This window comes from Flagellimonas meishanensis (assembly GCF_019880545.1).
GTDB classification, from domain to species: domain Bacteria; phylum Bacteroidota; class Bacteroidia; order Flavobacteriales; family Flavobacteriaceae; genus Flagellimonas; species Flagellimonas meishanensis.
The window spans coordinates 780364-792056 of the sequence record NZ_JAINVW010000003.1; the positions used below are offsets into that span (position 1 = coordinate 780364).

Consider the following 11693-nt stretch of genomic DNA (forward strand, 5'->3'; position numbering starts at 1 on the left):
AGATATAGCACTTTAAAGAAAATGGCTAGTAATTTATTTCGTTCCAAATGTTGGAATAAAATGGGGCGACCTTGTTCAGGGTTTCCTTGAGCCTTACAATATCTATCTTGGGACCATCTGAGAAAATACTCTGTATCTCCTCCGCTTTGGCATCAAAAAAGGTCTGGATCAAAAAGGCATTGGGCCTTCGGCTGATGAGGGTTTCGAACAGCCGCAAACTTCCCGCAATGATCTGCTTTCCAGTACTGTTGTTGTCCCCCAATATATCCAAGCCCTTTCGGTGATAGTTGTACAATGCAATGCGATATTCCCTAAAAGAATTGCTAAGCAGGTTGTCCACGAGCTCAAAACGGGTCCGTTCGCCCGTTTCCTGGTTCCAACCGGAATAATTGGAACTTTGTGCCTGGGTAACAATGTTTTGGGCCAATCGATAGTACTCATCCCCTCCTTCCAGTGAAAACGTATCGGCATCGAGTCCGAGTATGACATAGACATAATAGGAAATGACCCCTACCAAATTGGAATCGAAGGAATTGGGATTGTACACCAACGGCTCAAACTCTTGGTACAAAAAATTGAAGGCATCGTCCTTATAGTTAAACACCGGACTTTCATACGAGGTATTGTAAACAGGTCTTGAGGACTGAATTTGGATATTGGCCTCAAAGCGGTCGGATTCGTATTGGGTAACGGTGATGAACATCCTGGCATTCACGCGCTCATTCTCAGCATATACCCGATTGGTCCATTTGCTCTTGTTTACAAAATCGGTAAGGGAACGCTCCAAGGTCCTGAAAATCTGTTGGTTGGTCTGCCCCACCTGATCAGAGTTTACTGTGACCACGCAGTTAAGCTCTTGCGCCGAAGCAACGCAAAAACTGGACAAACAAAACAGTAAAAAGAGTTTACGCATGAATCCTGGAGATGATTTCTTTCCAAATATCCGAAGCCACTTCCGACTTGGTCTTCAATTCAAACGCTTTTATGTCCAAATTCTTATCGATAAAGGTGATTTTGTTGGTGCTTTGTCCAAACCCTGCACCGCCATCATTTAAGGAATTGAGCACTATGGCATCCAGATTTTTGCGCTGCAGCTTCCCTTTGGCGTTTTCCAACTCATTGTCCGTTTCCAGGGCAAAGCCTACCAGAAATTGTTTGGTCTTTTTTTCGCCTAGGGATTTTAGTATGTCGGGGTTTCGCTCCAATTGAATGTGCAGGTCCCCTTCTTGTTTTTTTATTTTTGATTTGGCCACTTCCTTCGGTCGATAATCTGCCACGGCGGCAGAGGCAATGGCAATATCCACGTCCTGGAAATGCTTGTGGCAGGCCTCATACATTTCTTGGGCCGATGTTACCCGTGCTAAAAGTACGCCGTCCTGTTCCATTGTTAAGTGTGTGGGGCCTGAAACCAAGATCACGTTGGCACCCAGGGCAGCCGCTTTTTTGGCCAGTTCATATCCCATGGTGCCCGTGGAACGATTACCCAGAAATCGCACAGGGTCGATGGCTTCGTGGGTGGGACCTGCTGTGATCAGCACCTTCTTCCCTTTTAAGGGAAGGTTTTTTGCCAAGTCCCTTTTTATGAACTCGATGATGTTCTCGGGTTCGGCCATTCTGCCTTCCCCGTGAAGTCCGCTGGCGAGTTCACCAGTTTCAGCGGGAATCATCACATTGCCAAAAGATTCCAGTTTATCCATTGATGCCTTGGTTGAAGGGTGCTTGTACATGTCCAAATCCATGGCAGGTGCAAAATAGACGGGGCATTTAGCGGATAAATAGGCGGCGAGTAAAAGGTTGTCACAAACACCATTGGCCATTTTGGAAAGGGTGTTTGCCGTAGCTGGGGCAATTATCATAAGGTCGGCCCAAAGGCCCAATTCCACATGGTTGTTCCAAGAAATGCTGCCATCTTCCTCGTTAACAAAATCCAGGAGCACGGGGTTCTTGGAAAGTGTGGCCAGGGTAAGCGGGGAAACAAAAGAGCCAGCGCTCTGGGTCATTACTACCTTGACCTCAGCACCGGCTTTGCTTAGTAACCGAACAAGAAATGTGGTCTTATAGGCTGCAATTCCTCCGGTAATGCCCAACAGGATACGCTTGCCTTGAAACATTTCTTAGGCGTCTTTCTCTGTGTTTCTGTAATAGATTTTATCCTCCAACCATTCTTGGATGGCCAAGGCATGGGGTTTGGGCAATTTTTCGTAGAATTTGGAAACCTCGATTTGCTCCTTGTTCTCAAAAACCTCCTCAAGGCTGTCACTGTAAGTGGCAAACTCCTCCAACTTTTCCAACAACTCCTTCTTTATTTCCGAATTGATCTGAATAGCCCGTTTTGAAGCGATTGAAATGGCTTCATAAATGTTTTCGGTCTTTTCATCAAACTCATTGCGGTTAAGCGTGACCGTAGAAACGGGAGCTTTGGTGTTTTTCAAATCTTGCATAAACGTACTGCTTTTTTAAAACTGTTATTTGGCACTGGTTGTGGTATAGTCCCCCAACTCATCCTGTATTTTTTCAACGAGATTGTCTGCCTTTTTCTTGAATTGGGATTCCGGAAAATAGCGCATCAGGGTATTGTACGTACCCAAGGCTTCTTCCAGACGTTCTTTCTTTTTGTTTTCTGTACTGTTCAAGGCCAAATTGGTGGTGGCCTCGACACGGTAGTACAATGCTTCTTCCCTATAAATAGATCCCGGATTATCTGAAATGAAGTTATCCAAGGCGGTAATGGCCGAAACCAATATGGGATAGTTGAACTGTCCCAGTTTGGCAAATTGCTTGGCAATTTCGAGCTGTTTCTTTTCCTTTTTGGCGGTAAGTTCCTTGGCCATGGCATTGGCTTCGTCAAAATATTCCGATTCTGGATAGGTGTTGATGAAATTCTGCAATTTTATTAGGGCCTTGTCCGTGTCAGTCTGATCTAGGGAATACACCGGGGAGAGCTCGTAGTAGCTTTTTGCTCCCAAAAAACTTGCCTCCTGTATTTTGTCACTGTTCGGATAGGATTTTATGAATCTTTCAAATTGGTATCCCGAGAGATAATAATCCTCTGTTTTGAAGTAACTATCCGCAAAAAAGAACATCACCCTTTCGCCCTGTGGCTTGCCCACATACTTTGGTGCAATCTGCTCGTAAAGTCTTTTTGCCCTTTTAAAGTCCCCCTCTTTATAATATTTTTCAGCCAAGTCATATTTGGCCTTGACATCTTCATTCTTGAGCACTTTCTGGTACTCATTGCAGGATGACAGGAAAACTAAAAGGATAACCAACGAAAAAATGGGCCTCATTTTCAAAAACATTTTGCAAAATTAGTGATAATGAACGGATTTAAAAAAGGTTTTCTGACCCAAAGGTACATGCAAAAAAAAGTAGCCCACAAGCTTTTGGGGGAGTTTTAACGCTTTTTAGGCGTATTCGTTTTCCAAAGTCTTCAAAAAACCGTCTATTTTCTTTTTCAAAGCAGGGGATGCCTCAACCAATGGCAGGCGGACGGTCGCCGTACCCATGCCCAAATGTTCAAAAACGCTTTTGATCCCGGCGGGGTTTCCTTCCTCAAAGATCAATTCCATCAGCGGAAGCAATCGGCTGTGCATTTGATTGGCTTTTTCTGCATTGCCCTCCATGCCCAGGTCCATCATTTTGGAAAACAACTTGGGAATCGCCTGCCCCAGTACGGAAATGACCCCTGCACCTCCTGCCAGGACCGTAGGCAACGCGGTAAAATCATCCCCGGAAATGACCAAAAAGTCCCTTGGCGCGTTCTTGATGATGGTATTTATTTGCCCCATGTCGCCCGATGCTTCCTTTATGCCCAAAATCTTGGGGAAATCGTTGGCCAACCGCAAGCTGGTTTCGGCCAACATATTACTTCCCGTTCTGGAAGGGACATTGTATAGTATGATGGGAAGGGGCGATGCCTCGGCAATGGCCCTGAAATGCTGGTAAATGCCCTCTTGCGTGGGCTTGTTGTAGTATGGGGAAACGGACAATATGGCTTCAAAATGGGACAGGTCAAGGGTTTTTAACTCCTCAATGACCACTGCGGTATTGTTTCCTCCCACGCCCAGAACCAAGGGCAGTCTACCGGCATTGGACTTTGTTACCACATCCATCACCTGTTGTTTCTCCGCCTTGGAAAGTGTCACCGATTCCGCCGTGGTGCCCAAAACCACCAAATAGTCCACCCCACCAGCAACACAGTGCTCCACTATGCGTTCCAAAGTATCGGAATCTACCGAATGCTTGTTGGAAAAGGGCGTTACCAAAGCCACCCCAGTGCCCTTCAATTGTTCCATTAGAGCTCGTTTAAAACCTTCAAATATTTTTTTAGTTCACTCTTGAAAAGATCAAAATCCTTCAAGGGCGTGTTCAATATCAAATCGTTTATTTTGGGGTCCAGCGATCCCAGTCCAACCTTGATCCGTGCATTTGCCTTAACGGACAAAAGCTTCATCATAAAGTTGTCCTCATCGTAATAGTTGATCAGCATATCATACCGCTTTCCCAAAAACTCCAGCACATAGCCATTTTGAATCTCCCCCTTCCATCCCAGGTCCTTATCCGAAAAGATTTGGATCGCGTAGGGTGAATTCTTGTCATATTCCCGTTTGTAGCCAATGATCTTTATGGCATTGGGCCGCAAGGAAAAATCGTCTATCAGTTCGTAAAACTTCTCGGCATTTTGGAAATTGTCCGTATCCACAACGCATCCAACGCTCAGGATACCTTTGCCCCGGTCCTCATCGGACGAGGGTTTTTCCATTTCATCCCTTAAATATTTAAGACCCGATTTAACCTTAAATTTATCTTGGAGCCCCTTGAAAAACATATTTTTTTGTGCATTTTTACAAAGGTAATTATTCTGCCAAGATTACTTGAACAAAGATAGACGAGTGAACGATTTAAAATTAAAACAAATTGTTGTATTTATAACTTTTTGTTTGATGATTTCCTGTCAACAGGAAAAACCACAGCTAGCGGCCATCCAGGGAACCCAAGTGCGCATTGATGCCAACGTCCACGCCATAGACTCCATAGACCACCTTGTGGGTCCCTACCGAGACCGAATCAATGCGGTGTTGGACAGCACATTGGCCTATGCCCCGTTTACCTTGCTGCTGGACGATGGAAAACGCAACACCTCCATGGGCAACCTAATGGCGGATATCGTGTTGGCCGAGACCGCGCCATTGTTCAAAAACAAGACGGGGAACACCCTCGATTTTGTGGTTCTGAACCGTGGGGGCATCCGTTCCATCATTTCCGCGGGGAATGTGAACGCCCGGAATGCCTACGAGGTAATGCCCTTTGAAAACTACATTGCAGTGGTGGAACTCAACGGCAGGGCAACCCGGCAATTGATCACCTATTTATCCGAATCCACCAGGGAACACCCCATAGCCGGCATGCAGATTGTTCTGGACAAGTATGGGAAACTGGAATCGGTGACCATCAATGGAAGCCCTTTTGATGAAAGCAGGAACTATTTTGTGGCCACATCGGACTATTTGGTAATGGGTGGGCCAAGCATCGGCTTTTTTGATGAAATGGTCTCCGTAACGGACACGGGGTATCTTTTGCGAAATGCCATAATAGACCATTTTAGAAAGGTGGATACCCTGACCGCCACCGTGGATGACCGCTTTATACAATTGGATTAAATGAAACGAAGGGACTTTTTGACGAACACCGCCGCGGCCTCCACCCTATTGGGCGTTGGTGGGCTTGGCCTTGGCTCCTGCACTTCCTTGGGACGCAGGCACATTACCATATTGCACACCAACGATGTGCACAGCCATATAGACCCTTTCCCCGCTTCTCATTCGCAATATGCCAATTTGGGAGGGGTTGCCCGTAGGGCGGCTTTGGTGGAAAGTATCCGCAACGAGAATCCCAACACCTTGCTTTTTGATGCTGGGGATATCTTTCAGGGCACTCCCTATTTCAATTTTTATGGTGGGGAGCTGGAGTTTAAATTGATGAGCAAGCTACGGTATGATGCGGCCACCATCGGCAACCATGATTTTGACAATGGTATTGAAGGCTTGTTGGCCCAGGTGCCCAATGCATCTTTTGAGCTGCTCTCCGCCAATTACAATTTCTCCAATACGGTGATGGATGGGTATGTAAAGCCATACAAGACCTATCTTTTGGACGGCATTAAAGTTGGGGTGTATGGTATTGGTATTGCATTGGATGGCTTGGTACTGAAACGGCTCTATAAGGAAACCGAATATTTAGATCCTTTTGAAATAGCCCTGGACATGGAACGACAGCTCAAGGAGCGCGAACAATGCGACCTGATCATCTGCCTTTCCCACTTGGGGTACGATTATGAAAACCCGAACCGCCCTTCCGATGTGCAACTGGCACAGCATACCCTGCACACCCACCTTATTATTGGCGGGCACACCCATACGTTTTTGGAAAAGCCCGATGTCCGAGCCAACAAGAATGGCAGCCCTGTTTTGGTGAACCAAGTGGGGGCCTATGGCATTAATTTGGGTAGGATTGACTTTTATTTTGATGCTAGTAAAAAGGCTGAGGCCAATGGGGTGAGCATAATGGTTTAAACACACCCCGATTCCTCATGAGAATCCCTTCTTGGGAAGGGAAGGATTTCGTCTCGGCGAAATCAGCGATGTGTTCTTTGCACAGTCGGGCCCTCTCAAGAGGGGAGTATCACACCCCCAACCCCTCTCAAGAGGGGAGTTTTTCTTTGGTATGGATATAATCTTCAATGGTATTGATGACATTTTCAATGTCCTTGAAAACCTGGTCGTCGGTAAAACGCAATACGGTAATCCCAACATGGAACATAGCCCTTTCTTTTATGCAATCCTTTCTTTGGACCTCAGGCAATTGATGGGAATATCCGTCCACTTCAATACCCAGCATCAACTCGTGACAGAAAAAATCCAGTATGTGGTTGCCGATGGGTTTTTGCCGATGGAAATCGTAACCATACAACTGTTTCCGCTTTAATTTCTGCCATAGGATAATCTCTGCCTTGGTCGAATTATTCCGCAATTGGCGGGCAAATTCCTTAAGTTTTGGATTGCATGGGATTATTTTTCTTCTTGGCATTTTGGATTCTTTTTTACACACCCCCGGCCCCTCTCCAGAGGGGAGTATCACACCCCCGGCCCCTCTCCAGAGGGGAGTATCACACCCCCGGCCCCTCTCCAGAGGGGAGTATCACACCCCCGGCCCCTCTCCAGAGGGGAGTATCACACCCCCGGCCCCTCTCCAGAGGGGAGTATCACACCCCCGGCCCCTCTCCAGAGGGGAGTATCACACCCCCGGCCCCTCTCCAGAGGGGAGCAAAAAAACACCGGGGAAGATTCCCCGGTGTTGCCTTAGATCGGTCTTGTTCGGTGAACAAGCTATCAGCTAAAAATTAGCGTTATGAAACTAAATGTACTAAGGATTACAGTTTAGTCCCGCATCGGTTATAGTCCAGCCGTATTTGTTTATTAATGAATTCCGTCCAAAACTGTTGCAAAAATTAAGGCCCGCAGCGCCAAGGTCAATACCTTGAGGGGTTGGTGAAATGCTATCATCGTACCAGCCAAGCAACGTGCGGTCGTAATTGTCAGGGGAAAGCCCCGAGTTGTCGAGCATGTTTGCCATGGTAGTTACACTGGATAAATCCCAGTCTCCCAACATTTGGTCAAAGGCCGAGGCATTGTTGAACATATTTGCCATGTTTCTAACATTGCCTACGTTCCAACCATTGATGTCCTGGTTAAAGGCCGAGGCACCTTTGAACATACTTGACATGTTTGTAACATTGCCTACGTTCCAACCGCTGATGTCCTGGTTAAAGGCCGAGGCATCACGGAACATAAAATCCATATTGGTCACGTTACTGGTGTCCCAACCGCCGATGTCCTGATTAAAGGAGGTGGCCTGATTGAACATAAATTCCATATCGGTGACACTGCCAGTATTCCAACCGCCGATGTCCTGGTTAAAGGAGGTGGCCTGATTGAACATAAATTCCATATCGGTGACACTGCCAGTATTCCAACCGCCGATGTCCCTGTTGAAAGAGGTGGCACCTGAGAACATTGCTATCATATTAGTGACACTGCTAGTAGTCCAACTGCTGATATCCCCGTTGAACAAGGCAGCACCATCGAACATCCCCTGCATATTGGTTACATTGCCCACATCCCAGTTGGACAGGTCGCCATTGAAGCTGGTCGCCCCACTGAACATATACGATATATCGGTGATCTGGGAGAGGTCGGGCACATCGGTGGCGTTATAGACCATATTGGTGCAACGTACAAATGCTCTAGCCATGCGCTGCCATGCAATGTTGCCCCATTGTTCTATGCTCGTCAATTTCTGCAAATAGCTAGCATCCACATTGAACATTTGGATGGCGGGGAAATCTCCTTGTATGGCCACGGTATAGGTGCCTGCCAATTCGTAGGTGTGCACAAAATAACGAACATCATTAAGGATATCATCAATTGCATCGGCATTTGTAAGGGTTTCCACGGTGCCATCGCCCCAGTCGATGGTAAAGTCATAGATCAGGTTTATATCAGCCTCTATCCTTATTTCTTCCATATCGTTTGTGGTCATCCAAGTGGTGATAAAGAAGGAAGCGGGGCTCTCGTCAACGTCGGTAACGTTGATGGTCACCTGGAACTGTATGGTGCTGTTGCCGTCGGTAACGCTCACGGTGATCACGTGCTGTGTGGCCGTCTCATAGTCCAGGCTTTGGTCTGTTGCCAAGCTAAGGGCGCCATCTTCGGTAATCTCAAAAAGGTCATTATCATTAGTCACTATTGCAAAGGTAAGGACGTCGTTCTCCGGATCGGTGGCCACCACCGTGCCAATAATATCGGTGTCTGATATTTTCTCCTCTATTGCGAACAGCTGATTGCCAGAGGTAGGTGGCAGGTTGGACACAATAACCTCGGTGACATTGATGGTGATGGTGGCCTGGGCGGCGGTGTTGCCGTCGGTAACGCTAACCGTTAGGGTGTGCTCGGCCGCCGTGGCAAAGTCCAAGCTGTTGCCCGAGAGCAGGCTGAGCTCGCCGCCATCGGTGATCTCGAACAGGCCGGAGGCGTCCTCTGCAATGGAGAAGACCAGGGCATCTTCCTCTGCATCGGTAGCGGTGACCGTGCCGATCAAAAAGGCATCGTTGACGTTTTCCGCGACCTCAAAGCTCTGTGCCGCAATCACCGGGGTTTCATTCGTGGTTTCTACCCTGGTGACGTTCACCGTTATGCTGCCTGTGGCATTGGCCGTGCCGTCGCTCACCCTCACGCTCAGCACATGGCTGGCCTTGGTGGCGAAGCTCAATGTCTTTCCGGCGGCCAGGCTAAGGGCGCCGGCACCGGTTATCTCGAACAGGTTGTCGCTGTTGGCGGCCAAACTAAAGGTAAGGGCATCATCGTCGGCATCGGTGGCCGTTACCGTGCCTATGACAAAGGTGTCGTTGATGTTCTCACTGACGGTGAACGCCTGTGCTGCAATCACGGGGACAGTGTTGGTGTCCACTGGATTTGGTTTAGGTTTAGGTGTCGGTGTCGGTGTGGTAGGACCATCGTCCTTACCGCATGATGTTACGGCCAATGCGAAAAGGGCCGCATAAAACAATTTTTTTAGATTCATTTTTATCGATTTAAATAGGTTAAAGCCGCAATTTGTCCATTTCCCGAATGGTTTTCGCGGGTGAATTGACGGATGCCCTGTTTGGATTGACGGGTGATTGGCAATGGGCAATTGACAATTGACAATGAGCAATCAGCAATTGAAAATGGAAAATGGAAAAGTGAAAATGGGTGGAGGGCAAAGGACAAAGGACGAAGGGGGTTCAATGGGCAATTGACAATGGAAAATGGAAAATGGAAAATGGGAAATGGAAAATGGAAAATGGGAAAGGGTGAAGGACGAAGGACAAAGGACGAAGGACGAAGGACAAAGGAAGAAGGGGGTTCAATGGGCAATTGACAATTAACAATGGGCAATTGACAATGGAAAATGGAAAATGGAAAAGTGTAAAATGGTGATAGCCGAAGGGCGTCCTAACAGACCGTTATCCAGATTATTGCTGATGAGTATAAATAAATAGTTCCCGGTTGTCGGAAAAATTTTTTTATTTGTTAAATTTTTAACATTTTTATAGCTAGCTAATTCAAACCTCACACATATGAAAGAAAAGACTACTACCCTACACTCCAAAACCACTGTCTTCCTATTTTTACTGTTTCTCATTACATCGATTGGATATGCACAAAACGCGGAGGCCCTTTTGGCCCCTGTGAGCCAGTTGACCATAAACGACAAGGGGGAGATTGCCTGTGAGATCCACGCCAACGACGGCGCGGCGTTGGACCACCATCAAATGGGAAGTTCCAAGGCAGGACTCAATTTTAAAGGAAGCCAAAAGGTGGCTTCGAGTTCCAAAAAGACTCCTTCTGGGGCAGAGATCAATGTATCCTATTTCAACTTTGATCCTGATTTTTCAATGGCCGATTTCATCATTGCCGCCACTGCCTTTCAATCGGCTGTGGATGCTTGGGCCAGCAGTATTTCGTCCGATGTGCCCATTTTTGTGGCTGCCGTGTTCCAACAATTGGGTCCCGGTGTACTTGGCTCCGCTGGACCCACATTCGTTTTTGCCAATAACCCCGGTTTGGAAAGGGATACTTGGTATGGCAATGCCCTTGCGGACAAGTTGAGCGGGCAAGACCTTTCTCCAGAAAATTTTGACATTATTGCCCGATTCAGTACCGTATTTCCCAATTGGTACTACGGTACGGATGGAAACACCCCAGCAGGGGATTTTGATTTCAAGACCGTTGTACTGCATGAATTGGGCCACGGGCTTGGTTTCTTTGGTTCCATGTTCGTGGACAATGCCACAGGCATTGGGGATTATGGTTTCGGGATTCCCGATCCGGTCTATCCGGCAATCTATGATCGCTTGGCCCATTCCGCGGATGGAAAATCCATTTTAAAGGAAAACAGATATGGAAACTTTACCACCGCTTTGGGTGATGTATTGTTGTCCGGCCCATTGACCGCCAAAGGCCCGCGGATCAAAAAAGCTACCAATGGCAAAGGGGCCCAATTGTTTACCATTTTGGATTCTGCCATTTTTGGCGATATTCCTGGATTCACCGACATCTGGTTGCCAGGTTCCAGCTATTCGCACATGGACTTTGTGACCTATGCAGGTACAGAAAATGGGCTTATGGTACCGTTTTTGTCCCGAGGGCTTTCCTATGCAGCTCCCGATAATATCGTGCTTTCCATCTTTGATGATATGGGGTGGAACGGTAAAGTGAACCGGGAAGTAATGGAGGACCGAAGCAACAACAATGACGATGGCGATGGCGATGATCCGTTGTTAGGCTCTGAAAATGTGGTTGCGATATTTCCAAATCCATTCTCCAGTAGCCTGAATTTGACCTTAAAAGAGGGCCGTTCCATTAAAAAGGCCAGCCTAACGGATATGGCTGGAGTGTATTATGCCGTTCCCAAAAGGGGAATAAGCAATGGTTCGCAGGCAACCCTTGACCTTAGTGGTTTCCAAGGGCGTTCCGGGCTCTATTTTATGCAGCTTACCTATGACAATAATACATCCGAAGTGATATCGGTGTACAGACAATAGCATAAACACTAATCAACCTCAAGAAGACGTCAGCCATAGGCTGGCGTTT

Annotated in this window: 12 protein-coding genes; 4 read left to right on the plus strand and 8 right to left on the minus strand. The window is 47.1% G+C overall.

Annotation, left to right across the window (positions count from 1 at the left end):
- Positions 1 to 25: 25 nt before the first annotated feature.
- The 6 genes from porD to K7G75_RS11510 all read right to left on the minus strand — a co-directional run bounded on the left by porD (position 26) and on the right by K7G75_RS11510 (position 4828).
- Complete coding sequence (gene porD / locus K7G75_RS11485; protein ID WP_222984387.1) at positions 26 to 913, minus strand: type IX secretion system protein PorD; 888 nt, start codon at positions 911 to 913, stop codon at positions 26 to 28.
- On the minus strand, positions 906 to 2111 hold the full coding sequence (coaBC, locus tag K7G75_RS11490; protein WP_222984388.1) for a bifunctional phosphopantothenoylcysteine decarboxylase/phosphopantothenate--cysteine ligase CoaBC: 1206 nt from the start codon (positions 2109 to 2111) through the stop codon (positions 906 to 908). Before coaBC ends, porD begins: the two co-directional genes overlap by 8 nt.
- Positions 2112 to 2114: 3 nt before the next feature.
- Positions 2115 to 2441 (minus strand): DNA-directed RNA polymerase subunit omega, encoded by a 327-nt coding sequence (locus K7G75_RS11495; protein ID WP_222984389.1) that lies wholly within the window; start codon positions 2439 to 2441, stop codon positions 2115 to 2117.
- Between the two features lie 24 nt (positions 2442 to 2465).
- Positions 2466 to 3299, minus strand: a complete 834-nt coding sequence (locus K7G75_RS11500; protein WP_222984390.1) for an outer membrane protein assembly factor BamD — start codon at positions 3297 to 3299, stop codon at positions 2466 to 2468.
- A 105-nt stretch (positions 3300 to 3404) separates the two neighbouring features.
- Complete coding sequence (gene dapA / locus K7G75_RS11505; RefSeq protein WP_222984391.1) at positions 3405 to 4295, minus strand: 4-hydroxy-tetrahydrodipicolinate synthase; 891 nt, start codon at positions 4293 to 4295, stop codon at positions 3405 to 3407.
- Positions 4295 to 4828 (minus strand): DUF6913 domain-containing protein, encoded by a 534-nt coding sequence (locus K7G75_RS11510; RefSeq protein WP_222984392.1) that lies wholly within the window; start codon positions 4826 to 4828, stop codon positions 4295 to 4297. The genes dapA and K7G75_RS11510 overlap by 1 nt, the downstream gene beginning before the upstream one ends.
- 115 nt (positions 4829 to 4943) lie before the next feature.
- On the opposite strand from K7G75_RS11510, the gene K7G75_RS11515 reads away from it, so the two are divergent.
- Together K7G75_RS11515 and K7G75_RS11520 are read left to right on the plus strand one after the other, a co-directional pair.
- Positions 4944 to 5660: a 5'-nucleotidase C-terminal domain-containing protein gene (locus tag K7G75_RS11515; RefSeq protein WP_222984393.1), complete on the plus strand. Its 717-nt coding sequence runs from the start codon at positions 4944 to 4946 to the stop codon at positions 5658 to 5660.
- A complete protein-coding gene (locus K7G75_RS11520; RefSeq protein WP_222984394.1) occupies positions 5661 to 6572 on the plus strand; it encodes a metallophosphatase in 912 nt (303 codons plus the stop codon). It begins immediately after the preceding gene.
- 127 nt (positions 6573 to 6699) lie between these two features.
- On the opposite strand, the gene K7G75_RS11525 is transcribed toward K7G75_RS11520, so the two are convergent.
- Positions 6700 to 7086: an endonuclease domain-containing protein gene (locus K7G75_RS11525; protein WP_222984395.1), complete on the minus strand. Its 387-nt coding sequence runs from the start codon at positions 7084 to 7086 to the stop codon at positions 6700 to 6702.
- Between the two features lie 336 nt (positions 7087 to 7422).
- The gene (locus K7G75_RS11530) at positions 7423 to 9639 is read right to left on the minus strand and encodes a BspA family leucine-rich repeat surface protein (RefSeq protein WP_222984396.1); all 2217 of its coding nucleotides are present in this window, start codon (positions 9637 to 9639) and stop codon (positions 7423 to 7425) included.
- 111 nt (positions 9640 to 9750) lie between these two features.
- On the opposite strand from K7G75_RS11530, the gene K7G75_RS11535 reads away from it, so the two are divergent.
- Together K7G75_RS11535 and K7G75_RS11540 are read left to right on the plus strand one after the other, a co-directional pair.
- On the plus strand, positions 9751 to 9978 hold the full coding sequence (locus K7G75_RS11535; RefSeq protein WP_222984397.1) for a hypothetical protein: 228 nt from the start codon (positions 9751 to 9753) through the stop codon (positions 9976 to 9978).
- A 199-nt stretch (positions 9979 to 10177) separates the two neighbouring features.
- Complete coding sequence (locus K7G75_RS11540) at positions 10178 to 11644, plus strand: T9SS type A sorting domain-containing protein (protein ID WP_222984398.1); 1467 nt, start codon at positions 10178 to 10180, stop codon at positions 11642 to 11644.
- Positions 11645 to 11693: the final 49 nt, after the last annotated feature.

Coding starts and splice junctions, on each gene's coding strand:
- K7G75_RS11520 (WP_222984394.1), top strand. CDS start 5,661: ATGAAACGAAGGGACTTTTTGACGAACACCGCCGCGGCCTCCACCCTA.
- K7G75_RS11530 (WP_222984396.1), bottom strand. CDS start 9,639: ATGAATCTAAAAAAATTGTTTTATGCGGCCCTTTTCGCATTGGCCGTA.
- K7G75_RS11500 (WP_222984390.1), bottom strand. CDS start 3,299: ATGTTTTTGAAAATGAGGCCCATTTTTTCGTTGGTTATCCTTTTAGTT.
- K7G75_RS11495 (WP_222984389.1), bottom strand. CDS start 2,441: ATGCAAGATTTGAAAAACACCAAAGCTCCCGTTTCTACGGTCACGCTT.
- porD (WP_222984387.1), bottom strand. CDS start 913: ATGCGTAAACTCTTTTTACTGTTTTGTTTGTCCAGTTTTTGCGTTGCT.
- K7G75_RS11515 (WP_222984393.1), top strand. CDS start 4,944: ATGATTTCCTGTCAACAGGAAAAACCACAGCTAGCGGCCATCCAGGGA.
- K7G75_RS11510 (WP_222984392.1), bottom strand. CDS start 4,828: ATGTTTTTCAAGGGGCTCCAAGATAAATTTAAGGTTAAATCGGGTCTT.
- coaBC (WP_222984388.1), bottom strand. CDS start 2,111: ATGTTTCAAGGCAAGCGTATCCTGTTGGGCATTACCGGAGGAATTGCA.
- K7G75_RS11540 (WP_222984398.1), top strand. CDS start 10,178: ATGAAAGAAAAGACTACTACCCTACACTCCAAAACCACTGTCTTCCTA.
- K7G75_RS11525 (WP_222984395.1), bottom strand. CDS start 7,086: ATGCCAAGAAGAAAAATAATCCCATGCAATCCAAAACTTAAGGAATTT.
- dapA (WP_222984391.1), bottom strand. CDS start 4,295: ATGGAACAATTGAAGGGCACTGGGGTGGCTTTGGTAACGCCCTTTTCC.